The organism is Thermoflexibacter ruber (genome assembly GCF_900113045.1).
GTDB classification, from domain to species: Bacteria; Bacteroidota; Bacteroidia; order Cytophagales; family Thermoflexibacteraceae; genus Thermoflexibacter; species Thermoflexibacter ruber.
Window position 1 is genome coordinate 1 of sequence record NZ_FONY01000029.1, and the last position, 18,709, is coordinate 18,709.

An 18,709-nucleotide genomic window follows, 5' to 3' on the forward strand; every position below is an offset into this window, starting at 1 on the left:
AATTATTTGTAGATATTGCTATGTTAGTTGCATACTACAAGGCATTTACCCCAGTTTTGCTGAGCCACCTCCCGTTAGTCCGCATTTGCAATGCGGACTTTCTTTATTGAGGATTTGCAATCCGACTTTGCAGTTGCAGAACAGCCCGTAACCCATGCAGGGGAAACCGCATGGGAGGAGTTAGCCATAGGCTTTACTACTACCCAACAAGTCAGGGTAGAGGCATACGTCATCAGCACAGAGCCAGATACAGTGTTTTACACTTGGTTTGATGATTTGAAGATAGAGATTACTGACAAGCCTACGGCTATGGTAGTGCAAGAAAATCACTATTACCCTTTTGGACTCGGCATGAAGGGTTTGGATTATGTGCAGACGGCGAGTAAGGAGGATAAGTTTCAGTTTAATGGCAAGGAAAAGCAGACGGAGTTAAGCCTAAACCACTATGATTTCAGTGCCAGAAGCTATGACTATCAGATAGGAAGAACCACTACGCTTGACCCTCATGCGGATAGGTATGTGAATGTTTCAGCTTATTCTTTCTTGAATAACAATCCCTTAATCACAATTGATCCAACGGGTAAAGACGGGATTATTATTATATTTCCTTCATATCAAGCAGATGGTTATCCTTTAACAGGTCATGCAGGTATCCTCCTAATAGATAACAAAACAGGAGTCACTGCCTATTATGAATATGGGCGATACAATGGGGACAGGGGTGAAGTTAGACAACGTCAAACTTCTAAAGTCATAATAGGGGAAGATGGCAAACCCACAATTGAATCACTGAACAAGGTTTTATCACAAATCTCAAAATCTAACAAGGGTAGGCATATTAGTGGACATTATTTTAAAAGTGATAAATTTAATAAAATGAAAACTTATGCTGAAAAAAGAAAGAGGGATAACAAAAATAAAGAAAGAGTCCCTTACAATATTATTTCCAATAATTGTGGTACTTTTGCTTGTGAAGTAGCAAGTGAGGGAAGTTTTTTGCCTACTTGGAATCTTGGTTCTCCTATTCTTACTGATTTTGTTCTTACCTCTTTTGACCCTACTTACGATGATGTGTATTATTATCCCGGTATTGGTACAGATTTTTCAGGAGAGCAGTATAGTGAAAAGGAGAAAAAAGCACAATCTATTAAGCAATTCTTTATTGATTTATACAATAAAACAATTGAAAAAATTAACAAAACTGCAGAAATAGAAAATGAGAAAAATCAAAACAAAAAAGATAATTAGTATCATTAAACTACTTATATTTAGCCTTTTATATTTATTGTGCATTAGTTGTGAATCTAATTCACCAGATAAAGTTGTAAGGCATGAAAAAATTCCCAAAGAGGCTAAATGGTATGGTGGTTCAGATGGGGGTGATTGGATATATGTTCGTAAAAAAATTGCGAAAAACACATTTCTTATAGAAGTTTATAATGATTACACAGGGGAGTTAATTGTTACAGGTAATTTTACAATTTGCAAGTATTGCGACTTTGTAGATTTGCAAGTCAAAGATTTGTTAACATTAATAGCGTTTTATGATGGAGAAGAAATTTTACTTTCTTCATACTTTGGAGATAAGAGTTGCTTTTTGGAAAAGAGATAAGTCTCTCGTTTGCCATAGAGTTAAAATGCAGCGGATTGCCGCCCAGATTCTCTACGACATTCTACCTGCTCATCTCCAGATTTGCGTGTGAGTGCGTAGTAAGAGAGGTAAGTTATTTTCTTGATAGTCAGCAGGTTATAATAATTTAGTTTTACCATTTTCTTACCCCTCCTGTTAGTCCGCATTTGTAATGCGGACTTTCTTTATTGAGGATTTGTAATCCGACTTTGCAGTTGCAGAACAGCCCGTAACCCATGCAGGAGAAACCGCATGGGAGGAACTGAGCATAGGCTTTACCGCCACACAGCAAGTCAAGGTAGAGGCGTATGTAGTTAGCACAGAGCCAGATGTAGCATATTATGCTTGGTTTGATGAGCTGAAGATAGAGATTACTGACAAGCCTACGGCTATGGTAGTGCAGGAGAATCACTACTATCCCTTCGGCTTGGGAATGAAGGGCTTGGATTGGACTGCACCAAGTCCTAATACAGAGAATAAGTTTACCTTCAACAGCAAGGAGAAGCAGACTGAACTTGGGCTGCATTGGCACGACTACGGAGCGAGAAACTATGATGCTCAGATAGGGAGATTCTTTAAAGTAGATAGGTTTGCGGAGAAATATTACAACTTTTCACCATATCAATATGCGGCAAATAATCCAATCAGATATATTGATGTAAATGGAGATAGCATTTGGTTTTCAAAAGACGAAAATGGAAAATGGACTTTTAATATTGTGGGTGCAGTTTATGACCATTCTGGTGAACATGATACAGATGAGTTAGCAAATAATTTACAAGCAAGATTTGCAAACAAATTGAGAGGTGGTTTCAAAAAGTTAGGTATTGGTGTAAATGTTCAGATACGAGGCGTAAAATCCATGAAAGATGTCAAAAAAGGAGACCATTTGTGGATAGTAGATAAAAGGAAAGAAGTTGAGCGTTTTTACAAAGTAATTGAAAGGAAAAAATTAGCAGAAAACACAATACTCAATGGCTATACAGCAGACGGACATATGACTGCTCATATTAGTTCATCAGCTGACGATATAATCTCCACAATGATTCATGAAGGGGGGCACATGCTGGGATTAGGGCATATTGAAGATGAAGATGGTAAAGTATCTGAATGGAGTACAAATCCAATGTCGTATGGCTCTTGGAGAATATCTGGTTTTAGTGAACAACAGATACAAACTATAGATGATTGGAATGAAAATGGGATGCTTAACACACAAGGGAAAATTGATAGAGTACTAAGGGGGTATAGTGGATATCAAACTCCTATAAAGAGTGAAAAGCCTCGTAGGGGAATTCTTGAAGGAATTGGATTCTTTTTTAAGACTGGTAAATTTAACTAAACATTTTTCAGGTGTTTCATAAAATGATTAAGCACCTAATCTTTATTAAATTTAATAATTTCAATCTATCATGAAAACTGCAAAAATATTAAGTATATTGTCCATTATAATAGTCACTTTTATATTTTATTTCCTCGAGGAATTTTCTTATTATTATCATACAGTAGAATCTTTTATAGGGATAGATATATTAGATGATAATAAATATTATCATATTTTAGAAGGGCAACCTGATATGCATAAAATTGATTTAACAACATTTTCTTTAATAACACCAAAATCTTTTCGCTATATAGCACGGAACGGAGAGGATATGTTTTTCGGGAATATTCTAAACAATAGAAATGGTATATATTTTGAATCAGGATTAAATGAAAATCGGAGTGTACCACTTACGCCGGAGGAAAGCTATATAAAATATGGACAATATAGAATCAATAATTTCTACAATATAGTTGTTGATACGCTTATTCGGGAACATGATACAATCATTAAAAAATTAGCTATAAAAAAGGGGTTGCCCAAAAGAATATATCTTTCTTTTATTATCAAACCCAAAGCAGCAATGACTATGCATTCTTACTTAACAATGATTGCATACAAAATAAATAAAGATGATGAAGATATTATATTGAAGGTACTTGCCAGTGTAGAAATCCCACCCTGTTCGCCTTAGAGTTTAGCACAAGCGACTCTAAGGCCGTTCTATCTGCCAATCTGTGATTTGCGTGCAGGTACGAAGCATGAGAGATAGATTTTATTTATTGATAGTCAGTAGGTTATAATTGGGGAAATCAAATTTTATACGCTTCGCCGTTGCGACTCCATTCCAGATTTTTCATTCCAGATTCCTCATTGATATTTCCTCATTTTTCCCTATCTTTGTCTAAAATAAAAGTAGGCACATGATAGCACAAAAATACATCAATCCATTCACAGATTTCGGCTTCAAGAAAATCTTTGGGGAGGAAGCAAACAAAGACCTGCTCATTGATTTTTTGAACGAACTGCTCACAGACAAGGGCAAAATCATTGATTTGACCTACCTCAAAAGTGAGCATTTGGGGACTACTGACTTGGATAGAAAGGCAATCTTTGACCTATATTGTGAAAACGAAAAAGGAGAAAAGTTCATTGTGGAAATGCAAAGAGCAAAACAGGACTATTTTAAGGATAGAAGTCTTTATTACGCTACCTTTCCCATTCAAGAACAGGCGAAGCGAGGCGATTGGAACTATCAATTGAAAGGGGTTTATTCCATAGCCATTACCGATTTTCTCATAGATGATGACAAGGCAAACAAAAGCAAGATAGTGCATGACATCAGACTGATAGAAAAGGAAACACAAAAAATATTTTATGACAAACTTCGCTTTATCTATGTAGAAATCAAGAAGTTTGACAAGACCTTAGAGGAGATAGAAACACATTTTGACAAGTGGCTGTATGTGCTAAAAAACTTAGTAAAAATAGAGGAGATACCAGCTAAGTTGCAAGAAAAAGTGTTTAAAAAGTTGTTTCAAATCGCAGAGATTGCACGTTTTGATGAGAAGCAGTTGCAATCTTACCGAGATAGCGAAAAGAACTATTTGGACTTTACTGCCTCCTTGGAAACTTCGTTTAATGAAGGGAAAATTGAAGGAAAGGTAGAAAGAGAAATAGAAATAGCTAAGAATATGCTAAGAAAGGGCTTTGACAGTGAAACCATTGGAGAGGTAACAGGCTTAACCCTTGAGCAGATAGAAGCATTGAGGTAGGAGGAATTATAAACTTTCATTTTGCCTTCTCATTCGGACTCGGCATGAAGGGCTTAGACTATGGGCTTTCACTTTCTAAAAGTTTAACTAATGATGGAAAAAAAATCGCATTTATTTCAAAAAGCCGCTTCTTTCTGTGCTTACCAAGAACGTTGCCTAAGTGAGACAAAAGAAAAGTTGTACGAGTGGGAAGCAAGCCAAGAGGAAGCAGAGGAAATAATAACCCAGCTTATCAAGGAAAAATACATAGATGAGGAACGTTTTGCCAAAATCTATGCAGGCAGTAAGTTTCGAACTAAAAAATGGGGACGCTTGAAAATCAAGTATATGCTCAAACAAAAACATATTCCCACAGCCTTGATAAGCAAAGGTTTGCAGGAAATCAATGTAGAGGAATACTATGAAACGCTCAAAACCTTAGCCATTCAAAAAAAAGAAGCCCTCAACAATAAGTTTGATAAGGTAAAACTGTACAATTACCTTATTTCCAAAGGTTTTGAAAGTGATTTAGTGCAAGAGGTGGTTAGAGAGGTGGGGTAGATTTTATTACATGCCTTGAAAGACTTATCACATGTATCAGCAATGTAACTTTGAAAAGCAAACAGGCACACGAGTTCCACGAAATATGGGAGTGCCTCTAAGTATCTCAGGACTAACTTGTATTTGTTAAGGAATTTTCACGTTATCTCAATTTTATATTACATATAGAAACAAAAAGTCCTCACCTCTCCCAAGATGAAAACTTTTTGTTTTTAACATGATAGTTCCGCTATCCCACCTTTTCCTCTTCCTTCGCCACCCCATTCTGCGTATGCCCTTCTATTTGTTGCGTGTTTTCACGCAACAAACCGTCATTAGCCCTCACATTCACCCTTGGCGGTAGCAATTTATACAATACAGGCGTAACGATACGACTGAGCAACGTACTGCTTATCAAACCACCTATCAGCACCCAAGCAAGCGGAGAGTAGAGTGGCGCATCTTCCAATACGAGCGGAATAAAGCCGCCAATCGCCGTCATGGAAGTCAGCAAAATTGGGAGGAAGCGAGTTTCTGCCCCGTCACGAATCGCAGTTTCAAGGGATACTCCTTGTTCTCGCAGTTGGTTAGTATAGTCCACGAGCAAGATAGAGTTTTTGATTTCTATGCCCATCAAAGCGATAAACCCAATTGTAGCCACAAAAGAAAGCGTATTTCCTGTAATCAGCAAGGTAACTAATCCCCCAATTACGCCCAAAGGCACGACGGAAAGCACAATCAGGGTACTTTTGAAAGTCCTAAATTCCAATACCAAAATCGCTAATAAACCAAAGACGGTCAGCACGATAACAGGACCCAAGCCTCCAAAGGAATTTTCGCTACTTTCTTTCTCCCCCGCTACTTGGAAATAATAGCCTTCGGGTAAGGGAATCTCGTCCAATTTTTTCTCCAATACTGCATTAATTTCAGAGGCATTGTAGCCAATTTTCGTAAAGGCATTGATAGCTACGAAGCGGTCTTTGTTGTAGTGCTGAATTGTAGGGGCAGAAGTTTGCAACTCTACTGTGGCTAAGTTACTTAGCGGAATCAAAGCTCCTGACAGCGAGGTTACGTATATCTTGCTAAATACTTCCAAAATTTGATTTTTATCTTTTTCTACACTCACATTAATTTTATACTCGTCCCCGTCGTCTGCCCTGAAATTCCCCACATTTAGCCCTGCGATGCCAAGTCGCACCGTTTTGGCTATCTCACTACTTGGTACGCCCAACATTCCTGCCTTATCTTTATTGATAACTACTTTTAAATCAGTTTTTTGTATCTGCAAAGGGTTCTTTACGTAAATCGTTCCTTCGGTTTTCTTAATCAAATCTTCTAACTTGAAAGCCAAAGCCCTGAGAGAGTCTAAGTTATCTCCAAAAATGCGGATAGAGATAGGCGCATCAACGGGAGGTCCTTGCTCAAACTGCTTTACCTCAATATTCGCTCCCGCATAGTCTTTGAATTTAGCACGCAAATCATCTACAATCTTTTCTATTTGTGTCATTTTCAGATGTTCTAACTGCACAAATAATTGAGCAAAATTACTTGATTCATTTTGTGGGTTTACGTTGTAATAAATTCTTGGATTGCCTTTCCCCACATTGGTCGTTACGCTTTTTACCTCTTTAATTTTCATAATTTCTTGCTCAGCATACTTGGCAATTCTATTGGTTTCGTACAAATTCGTTCCGAGTGGGGCTTCTATATTTACCAAGAACATGGGTTTCTCTGACTTCGGAAAAACACTAAATCCTATACTTGGAATTAAGAACAAGCTACCTACAAAAAGTCCAAGTGCTAATAGCAAAGTTAAGACAGGGTGGGCAAAGCCCCACTCCAAGATATAGCGATATGGCTCGTTAATGTATTTTTTGAAAGCACGTAGAAACCAATTACCTTCTGCTTGTTCGTGGTCTTTCAAAATTTGGCTGGAAAGAAAGGGAATAATTGTCAAAGCTACAAACAAAGAAGCTAATACTGTCATACTCACCGCCATAGGCAAGCTTCTTATAAAATCTCCTGCACTTTCAGGTAGGAAAGATAAAGGCAAGAAAGCCAAGATTAAAACCGCAGTACAGCCCAAAATGGCTAATCCAATTTGTTTAGTTGCCTCTATTGCGGCTTGCTTGCGGTTGTAACCCATTCGTAAAAAGCGTTCTATGTTTTCCACCACCACAATAGAATCATCTACCAATAAGCCTAAGGCAATCACCATACCCACAATGCTTAACTGATTGATAGTATAGTCCAAAAAGTCTAACAATGCCAAGCCAATAGCCAAAGAAAGCGGAATAGAAATCATCACGACTACAGAAGCCCTCCAACCTAAAGGGACTAAGGTAATGAGAACCAAGACAATAGCAATCATAAAATCTCTGCCCAAACCCGATAGGCGGCGAGAAACGCCTTCTGCTTGGTCAAAACTCTTTACAAATTTGAGGTGAGCAGGTACTTCTTTTTCAAACTTTGCTAATATAGGTTCTATTGCCTCTCGTGTTTGCAAGATATTTTTTCTATCTTTTAAACTTGCAGTGATAAAAACTGCCCTCTTTCCATTGAATCTACCTATATAGGTTTCATCTTCGTAACCCATCATTACCTCTGCTATATCTTTTAAATAGACAATTTTTCCTGCGGAGGAGTGAACAACCACATTCTTGATTTCGTCTAATTTTGCAAAATCTTCCCCTGTTTTTACGTTATATTTTTTAGTAGCAATATCTACACTTCCACTTGGAATATTTATATTTTCAGCTTGGATAGCCCCCAACACCCTATTCAACCCCATTTTGTTCTGTGCCATTCTCTCCAAGTCAATAGAAATTTTTACCTCCTGCTTAGGAAAGGCATGAATTTCCACATTTTTTAAAGTTTTTATCTTTTCTAAACGCTTCTTCAGCTCGTCTGCTTTTTTCTCCATTTCACTATACGGTGCCGTTTCTGAGATGATTGCACATTGCAAAATATTGACATTAGAACTTTGGAATTGCCTAACTTCTAAGCTAAAAAGGTCAGCAGGGAGTTTGGTACTGCGAAGATTGGTAATCTCGCGCACTACTTCATTTTTCTTGTCATCTACATTGACTCCGTGGTTAAACTCCACAATAATTACCGCCAAACCATCAGAAATGGTAGTAATGATTTTCTTGATGTCCTCTAACTCATACATTCTATCCTCAATAGGCTCTACTACCAGTTCTTCCATGTCGGTAGGGCTTGCCCCGGGATAAACGGCAATAATTGGGTAACCCGTGCCGTTAAAGGGAGGGTCTTCACCACGAGGCATATTGAGTAGGGAACTGACCCCAAGCACCATCACCGCAATAAAAATGATGATAGTGAATTGGTAATTTTTTACAGAAAATTCAGCGAGTTTCATGTGTTTTAGTTATAAGTTATGAGTTATTAATTATGAGTTTTTTGTATTTTCTCTATAAAGAATAACTATCAAAAGATAATGGTAAATTGATATATCAGATAAAAGTTATAAGTTTTATAAAATTATGATTATGTGTATTTTAATTAATAATTCATAACTCAAAACTCATAATTCCAAAGTTTTCCTCACCCCCTCTTGATACGGAGTAGGCTTAAAATCAAAGCGTTTTTCAAATTTTTCACTATTGAAAAAGTAATCTCTATCGTACTGATAAAGCATTTCGTGCAATTCCTTCATAAAAGGAACAAACCAACCAATAACAGCAACCAACCAAGCAGGAAGAACCGAAATCTTGGGTGCGACATTCATCTCTTTGGCGAAAAGCTCTATCCACTGCTTGCCCGTCAATTTCTGGCTGTCAGTAGGCAAATGCCAAACTTGATTATAGGCATCTGGCGTATTTCCCAAAATAGCGGTTGCTTTTGCGGCATCAGGCGTATAGGTAAAGGAGTGAATTTTGTCCAAACGCACAAACCAATTCGCCGCCTTGCCTTTTTTGAAGTTTTTAGGTACCACCTCCATTAGAAAACTTTTTTCGTTTTTGGGACCGTAGAAGTCTGCTGCCCTCGCAATCAATGCTTCTAACTTTCCTGCTTTTACTGCGTCCATGATGAGTCTGACCACTTCTGCTCTCACCTCTCCCTTTTTGCTTGTAGGGCGAATCGGAGTCTCCTCCGTCATATTCCCCAAAAAATCGCGGTCATACATATAGACATTATCAAAAAATACCAATTTTGCTTTGTTTGCTCGGCAAGCCTCTATAACCGTTTTCATCAATTTTACCCATTCTCTGCGCCATACTTTAATGTTGTACTCAAAACCTACAACTACATACACAATTTCAGAACCTGCGATTGCTTTTTTAACTTGTTCTGAATCAGTCAAGTTCGCAGGAAAAAGTTGGTCGGTTTCATTCACCTTTTTTGGATTACGACTTACCAAGCGAATGTCCGAAGTATATTTTTTAAGTTCTTTGGCAAGTTCGCTACCTATCGTACCCCCTGCCCCTAAGATTGTTTGCATAATTTTTTAATTTTAATCTGGAATTGTTCAATCTGTAATTATTTTTAAGTAATTAAAAACCTTTGAGTTGTAACAGCAAATTTTGTATTCGATTTGGAATATTTTTGATTTAGAATTAATTAGTTTGGAATTTGTAATTTCTCATTCCAGATTCCAAATTCTGTATTCTATTCCAGATTTTGCATTTATTTAATTACCACCTTCTTGCCTTCCACTAAATACGGAGAGCCAGCAGTAACTACCTGATTTACATTTTCTAAGCCAGAAGTTACAACGACTTTTCCCTCTATCAATCTTGCAATGGTAATATTGACTTTCTTAGCAATTTTCTTATCATCTATAGTATAAACAATTCCTTCTTTGCCGTTGCTTTCCACCAAAGCCTCTATGGGAATAATGGTTTTCGTCTGTACATTAGACGGGGTAATTTCCACCGAAGCCATCAATCCAGAAGCAAAACGAGCATTCTTGGGATTGACTGAAATTTCTACTTGGAAAGTGCCACTCATGGGGTCGGCAGCTTGGGCAAGTTGGCTTACTGTCCCTTCAAAAACCTCGTCAGGATAAGCGTCAAAGTGTACTTTTGCCTTGTCGCCAATATTAATTTTTGCCCAATCTCTGTCAGCCAAACCTACTTTAATTACCCAGTCTTGGGAAGTAGTGCCGTTCATCAAAAATACAGGCGCACCTGCTTGTGCCAACTCGCCCACATTCATCAATTTTTTTAGAATTTTTCCGTTGGCAACAGCACGAATTTCTGTATAGTTTTGGTTAAACTTGGCAATATCAACATTCTGTTTAGCAACAGTATAGGCAGTATTTACATTTTGAAACTGCTCCAAAGTAGCTACACTGTCTTTGTACAAATTCGTGATGCGTTGCAAATCTCTTTCTGCTTTGTTCAGTCCTTCTGCCGCTTGGGTAACTTGGGCGTTGATTTCAGTTTGATTCAAGACTGCCAAAAGTTGCCCTTGTGTAACTGCCTGACCTTCTTTTACATAGATTTTATCAATAATGCCACCTATCTTGAAAGAAAGGCGAGCCTCTGTACTTGAAGAAAGCAAGCCAGAAGTAAGCACTTTTTCAGTAATAGTTTCTTGGGTTACTTTGGTAACTTGCACAGGAACAGTGTCTTCACTAACCTCAGCTTCTTTAGCTTTGTTATCGGCACAGGCAACAGCAAAAAATACAACTGCCACCATACCAATGATTTGAATAAAAAGTTTTTTAGTAAGCATATATTTGGGAATTTTTAATTATAAATGGAATACAAAATCTGGAATTAATTTTTAATCTGAAATGAAAAATCTGAAATAAGAAACAGCCAACAAATGTGTTTTAACTATATCAAACAACTTCAAACCACATCAAACAATTAATTTTCAAACAATTTCACAACTAACAATTAGCCATTTGCATTAATATATTTGACCACATCACGCACACGCCTTAGCTTAGGAATTTCATTATCAGCAATTTGAATATGAAAAGCGTTTTCAGTATAAGCAATCATTGCCACAAATTCACTCTCACTTAGCCTCAAATCCTCTTGGAAAGACTTGCTAAAATCTACTGACTGCGGACTTACAAAAAAGTTCTTGGCAATCAGTCTTTGGAATTTTCTGAGTATTTTTTTCATAAGTTTTTATAATGAGAAATTTGGAATTAGGAATCTGGAATTACAAAAAATACAAAATCTGGAATTAGGAATCTGGAATCAAATACAAAACAACAACGAATAATTAACTATATTTCTCAACTGTTTAACTATTTGACTGTCCAACTATTCAAACTATTTCAAACCATATCAAACAACTATTCAACAAGCACATACCCTGCCTTTACCCTTTCCACCTCTGCCAGTTTTATCCAAACATTGTAAAGTGCGATAGACTGTTGGAGTTGGGCAGAAGTTAGGTTGTTTCTTGCATCAAGGTACTCTATCTGAGAGGCTTGCCCTTGTTTGTAGCGTTTGAAAGTATCGTTAAAATATTTTTGTGCAGACTCTACTTGAAACTGTGTACTTTGGTAAATTTCTAAGGCAGAACGATAGTTGTTTACCGTAGTTTTTACTTGTAGGTGCAACTGATTATCTACCTGTTCGTATTGAGCGTTGAGGGCATTCAAGTCCATTTCTGCTTGCTTGATTTTCAATTTGTTGCGACCGCTTGCAAACAAGTTCCAATCCAAAGAAATCCCTAAAAGTGCGTAGCGAGTTTGGTCGTTGAACTGCCAATGAAAACCTTGAGAACCCAAATCCACAGCAGTCCCTAATTTTGGTATCCAAAAGGTCTTATTTAAGTTCAAAACTTGCTGGTTGGCATTGATTCCTGCCTTGATTTTCTGCAACTCCTCACGATTTCCCATTTCCGCATTGATATTCTCAGGAATTTGAGTTTTAATCGTATTAAAAGTCGTATCTATTTGAATTTGGCTTTCTAAAGGCTTGTTTAAGAGAAAATTAAGGTAAGCTACTGCGTTTTGCTGATTGTTTTGTGCTTCCATGATTTGTGCCTCTATCTTGCTGATTTCACTTTGAGAACGGGCAAGCACCGTACTTGTCGCCATGCCATTTTTTACTAAAGACTCATTGATTCTTTGGCTCTCTTTCAACAGATTAAGCGCATTTTGGTAAATTTTTACTGCCTCGCTTGCCTGCAAAAATTTGAAATAAGCCGTTTTGATGTCTTTGACCAACTCACGCTTATATACATTGATTTCTGCTTGCTGCATAGTGAGTTGCTCTTGCTTTATCTTTTTGTTGTAATAAATTTCTGCATTGACCAAAGGCACAGCAAACCTAAACCTTGCATCGTAAAAGTCATGAGGCATCAACTGCTCGTTTACATTGGAAATCTGTGGAAAGCGGTCAGATTGAGTAAGTTGGTTCAAAGTCTGATACACTGGGTTTACCAAATCCCCCACAGGCAGATTGATGCGACGACCTCCCGTAGCTGAGGTATAGGTGGTATTGAAATTGACCGTAGGCATGAAAAGCGTATTTGCTTCTCGCAGTGCATAGAGATTTTTCTCCAATAAGAATCGCTGTTGCTTCAACGCCTGATTGTTTTGCAAGCCTTCTTTGATATAAGCCTCGAGAATAGGAGTTTGCGCAAGTAGCTGAAACGGTTTTGTAAGTAATAACACTTGCAAAATTGTAATGTAAAGAATCAAACTTTTGAATGATGGTTTGATTTTTTCTGATAAAAACCCTCTCCTTTGTGCGGTGCGGCGTTCCGCAGGGTTTGGGTAGGGCATACTAACTTGACGATGAATAAATTGTGTTCTCATTTAATTATTGATGTTTAAATAATAAACAGTGTTCAGTTTAAATATAAATTTTTTTGCTTTTAGTTTTCTGTAAAAGAACTTGTCATAGGATTTGCCTTGAAAACCTGCATCAAATTGTCCATAGCATCTCTGAACAAATAGGGCAGTATATTTTGGTCATACATTACCAGTCTTTCTCTGATATAGAGCGAAGCCATGCCGTGCATAAGCGAACTAATAGTAACAGCGGCTACATCTAAATCCATTTTTCTCATATATCCTTTCTCCATGCACTCTACAATAGTGTCTTGTAATAGTTTGAAAGAACGCATACCACAAACCCAATCTATATTTCCATTCTCATTCCGAGCTTCAATAGGTGCGCGCATAACAAACATCAAATCGTAAAATTCTCTATGCTCAAAAGCAAACTCTAAGTACAAATCTCCCATGCGTCTAAGCCTCATGTAAGGATTTTCTATTTTTTGGGATTCGCTTAGTTTAGCAAAAAACATATCAAAGCCTTTGTCGTGAATAGCTCTAAAAATTTCGTTTTTATCCTTGAAATACAGATAGATGGTTGCTGGGCTGTACTCTATTTTTTCTGCGATACTTCTTATAGATGTTTTATCAAAGCCTTCTTTTAAAAAAAGTTCAGTAGCCGCTTCAAGAATCTGGTTGCGTAGTTCTAATTTTTCTCTTTCTTTTCTTGCTAATACTCCCATGTGTTACGGTGGATATGGTTAAAGTAAAGTTAATTTGGGTTTGATAATAAGTTATTTTCAGTAATTTCAAACAAACTAAAACTATTTTCAAACCCCTTTTTAATCATTTAACGGAAATGATTTTATAAACGTTGCAAATTTACTGAACAGTGTTTATAAAAACAAATAATTTTTAGATTTTTTTCAGTTATTTAGAAAGCAAATGTAAAACTTACTATATTTTTGTCATGAAATTAAATCCACACAAGGCTCTCCCAAATTTTAATTATCAATGCTAACCTTCACAGATAAAGGAATTTACTGCCTACAAGGGGATTTTTACATAGACCCTTGGAAGCCAGTCAAGCGGGCAGTCATCACCCATGCTCACTCCGACCATGCCCGTTGGGGTAGCCAATTTTACTTAGCCCATGAATATTCTGCTCCTATTTTAAGACTTCGCTTGGGACAGGATATTCAACTACAAACTATTCCGTACAATAAACCGCTTTATTCTAACGGTGTAAAAGTTTCTTTTCACCCTGCAGGACACATTATTGGCTCGTCCCAAATCAGAGTGGAATATCAAGGCGAGGTTTGGGTAGTTTCAGGGGACTACAAACTCGAAGATGACGGTATCAGCAACGCTTTTGAGCCTGTTAGATGCCATACTTTCATTACTGAATCTACCTTTGGGCTACCTATTTATCATTGGGACAAGCAAGAAATAGTATTTGACCAGATGAATCGTTGGTGGCAAAAAAATAAAGAAAATGGCAAACAAAGTGTACTGATTGCTTACAGTCTTGGCAAGGCACAGCGACTGATACAGCATTTGGATACTTCTATTGGCAAAGTTTTTGGGCATGGCGCAGTCTATCAAATCCAACAAACCTTTGTAGAAGCGGGCTTTCCTATAAAAAGTATAGAAAAGTGGGGAGAAAATTTCACCAAACCCGAAGCCAAAGGAGCGTTAATCATCGCTCCGCAAAGTGCCATCAATACCCCTTGGCTGAGGCGATTTGAGCCGTATAGCTTGGGAATGTGTAGCGGTTGGGTAGCAATAAGGGGGACTATCAGGAGGCGAAATGCCGATGTTGGTTTTGTACTTTCTGACCATGCCGACTGGAAGGGCTTGCTCTCAGCTATCCAAGCAACTGAAGCAAGTAAGGTATTTGTAACACATGGATTTACAGCTACTTTTGCCCGCTACCTTAACGAAATAGGCGTACAAGCGGCAGAAGTACAAACCGAATTTGGGAAGGAAGAGGAAGAACAGATAAGCACAAATACTGAAAAATTAGAAGAAGGAAACCTACAAAAATAGTTTTTTTGTGCTTACTACTGTATTTTTTCGTTTTTCTCTGTATTTTTGATAAATTTGATTACGTTTTAAACGCTAAAAAACTATGGAAAATACAATTCTGCTGGAGAAACCGCTTCAAAAAGAACAAACTAAGTCGATTAGCTTACTGCTTGGGATTCCATTTTATATCTACGCAGTTGTTTTTTCTTCTGTTTGCATCATCGTAGGGCTGATTTGGGATATTTCTTGGCACATGAGCATTGGGCGAGACGGCTTGCTTTCCCCTCCTCACTTGGCTATTTACTTAGGCGCGGTAGTTTCAGGTGTATTTTCTGGCTTTCAAGTATTAAAAATTAGCTTTGCGGGAAGTCTTGCTGAGAAAAGCCAAAGCGTGCATTTTTGGAAAATATTTTATAGTTCTCTGGGAGGGCTTTTTTGCATTTGGGGGGCGATTGCTATGCTTACTTCTGCCCCTTTTGATGATTGGTGGCACAATACGTATGGTTTAGATGTAGTGATTCTTTCACCTCCACATTCTATTTTGGCATTGGGTATGATAATGGTACAGTTTGGGGCAATGATTGGTGTTTTAGCCTTACAAAACAGAGAAGAAAAATTCATAGGCTGGGCAAAGGCAGCTATTGAAAAACGCAATTTCCGCTTGCGTATGCTTTTTGTAATTGCCTCTGGACTGGTTTTAGTAACTATCTATACTATATTTTCTGAGTTTTTTGGCAGAAACGACATGCACAAAATTTCCTTTTACCAAATCGCAAGTCTTATCTTTCCCGTTTTTCTAATCGCTGTGGCTCGCTCTTCTAAGCTCAAATGGGCAGCTACTACTACGGCAATCGTGTATATGTTTGTCATGGCAAGCATGGTTTGGATTTTGCCTTTGTTTCCTGCTCAACCGCTTTTAGGTCCTGTACTTAACCACATTACACACTATCAAGCCTTTGACTTCCCTATGCTGCTGGTATGTCCTGCTGTAGCGATAGACTGGCTAATGGATAGGTACAAAAACAAAAATCAATGGTTACTCTCTTTGATAATAGGAGTGGCTTTTGTATTTACCTTATTGATTCACTATCCTTTTGGAGATTTCTTGATGTCGGAATATGCAAGAAATTGGTTTTTTGGCACAGAATCGTGGTATTTTGGTAGCGACCCCGACTGGGAAGGTCGTTATAAGTTTATGCCTTGGCAAGAAACAGGGCTGGTTGACTTTATGATAGGTTTGGGTATTGCTCTGCCTATTGCAGTTCTTTCTACTCGTTTAGGGCTTGTTTGGGGAAAATGGATGAGCCAAGTACAAAGATAAACACAACTTAAAATTTTGTTTTTTTATGAACAAATTTAAATCTTTTTCTATTGTTTTTTTGCTTTTTACTGCCTCTTTGACTTTTGCTCAGCAAAAAAAGTTTACCCCAGAAGAGGAAGCACTAAAAAAGCATATCTTGACCTTTGGTGAAACCTACGGCACTTTTGGCAAACATAAAGACAAAGCAAAAGTATTGGAATACATGGACAAAGAAGTATTAGGAACACTTATTACAACCGACATTAACAGGAAAGTTACTTCTTTTGATAGCGATATTGCAGGTTTTGACAATCACCTGAAAGGAATTTTGCTTAAAGACGGATTGAATGTGAATTATAAAATTGTCAATGTCCCAAGAGCTTATGTGAGTGGTGATGTGGGAGTAGCTGTTTATGAAGCAACTTATCAGCAACAAAAAAATGAAGAAATCTGGTCAGCAGGGGACGAGACAGTAGCCCTTACTCTAAAAAAAGATAAAAATGGGCAATGGAAAATTATTCACTACACAACCATTGCCTTTGAGAATGAGAAATACAAAGGGCATTGCTTCTGCTCGGTCAAGGAAACTGACAACTTGAAATATCAAACTGCAACTACTGCACCCTCAGGGAAGGGCTATGCGACCTACACTCACGATTTTACCTTTGCTAACAAAGACCAAGATAAAATCATTACCATAGAAAATAAAATTGAGAAAAAAATAGAAGTAAAAACAGCAAAAAAGACAGAAATAAAAACAGAAGTCATTACAGAAAGCTATACCTTTTATCACACTTTCGCTGGTGAACTTTTCTTACTGAAAGGCAAGCATCACCAAACAGGAGAAATGGTAGAAACTGAGGAACTCAAAAGAGAAAACGGTATAGGCGTAGCTCCTAACAAGGAAGAGGCGATGATGCAGATAATTCAGAAGTTTTTGATGCCAAGTATTTGTGTATCTATGAAATATGTTTCTCAGTAATGTATGTAAACGACCTTTTTTCAGTTAGTCTTATGAAAAACTTAATTATTATCTTTATTTTTAAAACAATACTTTTTACCTGCTCCGTACTTCATGCTCAAAGTATGTTGGTGTTACCCTACAAGGAAAAACCCATGCCTTTGTACCTGAACTATGAAAATGAGGTAGTTTTCAACATAGAAAATCGCTCTTCCTTAGACAATCTTCGCTTTGAGGCTGAGGGAGGCGAGATTTACAAAGGAGCTAAAGCAGGTGTGTTTATCATCATTCCCAAAGACAAAGAAGTAGTGATTAGGGCTTACGAAGGAGAAAAGCTCATAGCTGAAAGCAAACATGAGGTTAGAACTTTGCCTATGCCTGAGTTTAAACTATTCTTAGATGATTTTGAGTACAACCCTAAACAAACTTTCCTCAAAGAGCATTTGGATACTGTGCAGGTAAAGGCAGAAGTTGCTTTGGAAATCCAAGAGTATTTTTCTAAAAAGTTGGAGTTCCAAGTATCTGAAATAGAAGTGTTTTTACTAAGAAATAACCACACTATCAAAGAAGAAACCTTCAAGGGAGCAGTGGCAGATTTGACGGAGTTTTTGACTCCAGCAAGCAGTGGAGATTTGTTGATTATAGAGGTAAAAACTTTTACACGTATCAATAGCAAATAACAATATGAGAGGAATCAGACTAATAGCTTTAAAGTATTCACTATTCCTATTCACTAAGTATCATGTACCAAGCAAGTATTTCGCTATCCACTCATTATTTTTATTATCAGATAGACACTGTTTTTTTTCAAACTCGACAAATCTTTACTAATCTAACGAGTTTGGCGACTGCCTTTGTATTTTCTTCATCTTACCACAGAACTCAAGAGGAAATCAGAGCAGAGTATGAAATTGTACAAAAAGCACAGCAAAATCCACAGTTTTTTGCTCCACTCTACGAAAAATACTATGAAGCCATCTTCATCTATATCAATCGCAGAGTAGATGACGAAGAGATTACAGCAGATATGACGGCGCAGGTTTTTTACAAATGCCTGAAAAGCCTGCCTAAGTACAACTTTCAAGGCGTTCCCTTTTCGGCATGGCTTTTTAAAATTACTATCAACGAAATCAATCAATTTTTCAAACAGCAACAAAATAGACAGCGTGTAGTCAGCCTAAAAGAAAAGCATATCAATATCCTTTTTGAGGAAATCCAGCACCACGACATAAAAGATAAATACGAGCTTGTTACCCAATTATTGGAAAATTTAGAGCCAGAGGAAGTGCAGTTTCTGGAATTGCGTTTTTTCGAAGACCGCTCTTTCAAAGAAATAGGCTTCCTACTTGGACTTACCGAAGTCAATGCCAAAGTAAAAACTTATCGCATTTTAGGAAAGTTAAAAGCACATGCTGAAGAACTATTAAAACGATAAAACCTTATTAAAATAAAATA

General features: G+C 37.4%; 20 protein-coding genes. 11 read left to right on the forward strand and 9 right to left on the reverse strand.

Features of this window, described 5'->3' with window-relative positions; translation table 11 throughout:
• Positions 1-90: 90 nt before the first annotated feature.
• Together BM141_RS15385 and BM141_RS15390 are read left to right on the forward strand one after the other, a co-directional pair.
• Positions 91-1,248: an RHS repeat domain-containing protein gene (locus BM141_RS15385; RefSeq protein ID WP_091548237.1), complete on the forward strand. Its 1,158-nt coding sequence runs from the start codon at positions 91-93 to the stop codon at positions 1,246-1,248.
• Entirely contained in the window at positions 1,217-1,612 is a 396-nt protein-coding gene (locus BM141_RS15390; protein WP_091548239.1) for a hypothetical protein, read from the forward strand. Before BM141_RS15385 ends, BM141_RS15390 begins: the two co-directional genes overlap by 32 nt.
• Before the next feature lie 20 nt (positions 1,613-1,632).
• On the opposite strand, the gene BM141_RS23010 is transcribed toward BM141_RS15390, so the two are convergent.
• Positions 1,633-1,770: a hypothetical protein gene (locus BM141_RS23010; protein WP_177217405.1), complete on the reverse strand. Its 138-nt coding sequence runs from the start codon at positions 1,768-1,770 to the stop codon at positions 1,633-1,635.
• Positions 1,764-2,042, reverse strand: a complete 279-nt coding sequence (locus BM141_RS23450) for a hypothetical protein (RefSeq protein ID WP_143090946.1) — start codon at positions 2,040-2,042, stop codon at positions 1,764-1,766. The genes BM141_RS23010 and BM141_RS23450 overlap by 7 nt, the downstream gene beginning before the upstream one ends.
• Before the next feature lie 21 nt (positions 2,043-2,063).
• On the opposite strand from BM141_RS23450, the gene BM141_RS15395 reads away from it, so the two are divergent.
• From BM141_RS15395 to BM141_RS15410, 4 genes are all read left to right on the forward strand, one after another.
• Entirely contained in the window at positions 2,064-2,972 is a 909-nt protein-coding gene (locus BM141_RS15395; protein WP_221407689.1) for an RHS repeat-associated core domain-containing protein, read from the forward strand.
• A gap of 70 nt (positions 2,973-3,042) precedes the next feature.
• A complete protein-coding gene (locus BM141_RS15400) occupies positions 3,043-3,648 on the forward strand; it encodes a hypothetical protein (protein WP_091548243.1) in 606 nt (201 codons plus the stop codon).
• Between the two features lie 229 nt (positions 3,649-3,877).
• Positions 3,878-4,729 carry an Rpn family recombination-promoting nuclease/putative transposase gene (locus BM141_RS15405; protein ID WP_091548246.1) on the forward strand — a complete coding sequence of 284 codons (852 nt, stop codon included), beginning with the start codon at positions 3,878-3,880 and terminating at the stop codon, positions 4,727-4,729.
• A gap of 90 nt (positions 4,730-4,819) precedes the next feature.
• On the forward strand, positions 4,820-5,269 hold the full coding sequence (locus BM141_RS15410) for a regulatory protein RecX (protein WP_245764073.1): 450 nt from the start codon (positions 4,820-4,822) through the stop codon (positions 5,267-5,269).
• A gap of 36 nt (positions 5,270-5,305) precedes the next feature.
• Here the strand turns inward: BM141_RS15410 and BM141_RS23795 are convergent, their stop codons facing one another.
• From BM141_RS23795 to BM141_RS15445, 7 genes are all read right to left on the reverse strand, one after another.
• Positions 5,306-5,392 (reverse strand): DUF433 domain-containing protein, encoded by an 87-nt coding sequence (locus BM141_RS23795; RefSeq protein WP_091548346.1) that lies wholly within the window; start codon positions 5,390-5,392, stop codon positions 5,306-5,308.
• Between the two features lie 106 nt (positions 5,393-5,498).
• Positions 5,499-8,630 (reverse strand): efflux RND transporter permease subunit, encoded by a 3,132-nt coding sequence (locus tag BM141_RS15420; RefSeq protein ID WP_091548250.1) that lies wholly within the window; start codon positions 8,628-8,630, stop codon positions 5,499-5,501.
• A 165-nt stretch (positions 8,631-8,795) separates the two neighbouring features.
• Positions 8,796-9,713, reverse strand: coding sequence for an NAD-dependent epimerase/dehydratase family protein (locus BM141_RS15425; protein ID WP_091548252.1), 918 nt, complete (start codon positions 9,711-9,713; stop codon positions 8,796-8,798).
• Between the two features lie 185 nt (positions 9,714-9,898).
• Positions 9,899-10,951, reverse strand: coding sequence for an efflux RND transporter periplasmic adaptor subunit (locus tag BM141_RS15430; RefSeq protein WP_091548254.1), 1,053 nt, complete (start codon positions 10,949-10,951; stop codon positions 9,899-9,901).
• Between the two features lie 167 nt (positions 10,952-11,118).
• On the reverse strand, positions 11,119-11,352 hold the full coding sequence (locus BM141_RS15435; protein WP_091548256.1) for an acyl carrier protein: 234 nt from the start codon (positions 11,350-11,352) through the stop codon (positions 11,119-11,121).
• A 176-nt stretch (positions 11,353-11,528) separates the two neighbouring features.
• Positions 11,529-13,004, reverse strand: coding sequence for a TolC family protein (locus tag BM141_RS15440; protein WP_091548258.1), 1,476 nt, complete (start codon positions 13,002-13,004; stop codon positions 11,529-11,531).
• 59 nt (positions 13,005-13,063) lie between these two features.
• Positions 13,064-13,708, reverse strand: coding sequence for a TetR/AcrR family transcriptional regulator (locus BM141_RS15445; RefSeq protein ID WP_091548260.1), 645 nt, complete (start codon positions 13,706-13,708; stop codon positions 13,064-13,066).
• A 271-nt stretch (positions 13,709-13,979) separates the two neighbouring features.
• Between BM141_RS15445 and BM141_RS15450 the strand changes: the two genes are divergently transcribed.
• From BM141_RS15450 to BM141_RS15470, 5 genes are all read left to right on the forward strand, one after another.
• Positions 13,980-15,014, forward strand: coding sequence for a ligase-associated DNA damage response exonuclease (locus BM141_RS15450; protein WP_091548261.1), 1,035 nt, complete (start codon positions 13,980-13,982; stop codon positions 15,012-15,014).
• An 82-nt stretch (positions 15,015-15,096) separates the two neighbouring features.
• A complete protein-coding gene (locus tag BM141_RS15455; RefSeq protein WP_091548263.1) occupies positions 15,097-16,314 on the forward strand; it encodes a hypothetical protein in 1,218 nt (405 codons plus the stop codon).
• A gap of 25 nt (positions 16,315-16,339) precedes the next feature.
• The gene (locus BM141_RS15460) at positions 16,340-17,275 is read left to right on the forward strand and encodes a hypothetical protein (RefSeq protein ID WP_091548265.1); all 936 of its coding nucleotides are present in this window, start codon (positions 16,340-16,342) and stop codon (positions 17,273-17,275) included.
• A gap of 32 nt (positions 17,276-17,307) precedes the next feature.
• Complete coding sequence (locus BM141_RS15465; protein WP_177217407.1) at positions 17,308-17,934, forward strand: GldM family protein; 627 nt, start codon at positions 17,308-17,310, stop codon at positions 17,932-17,934.
• Positions 17,935-17,996: 62 nt separating this feature from the next.
• Entirely contained in the window at positions 17,997-18,689 is a 693-nt protein-coding gene (locus BM141_RS15470) for an RNA polymerase sigma factor (RefSeq protein ID WP_091548269.1), read from the forward strand.
• Positions 18,690-18,709 lie beyond the last annotated feature (20 nt).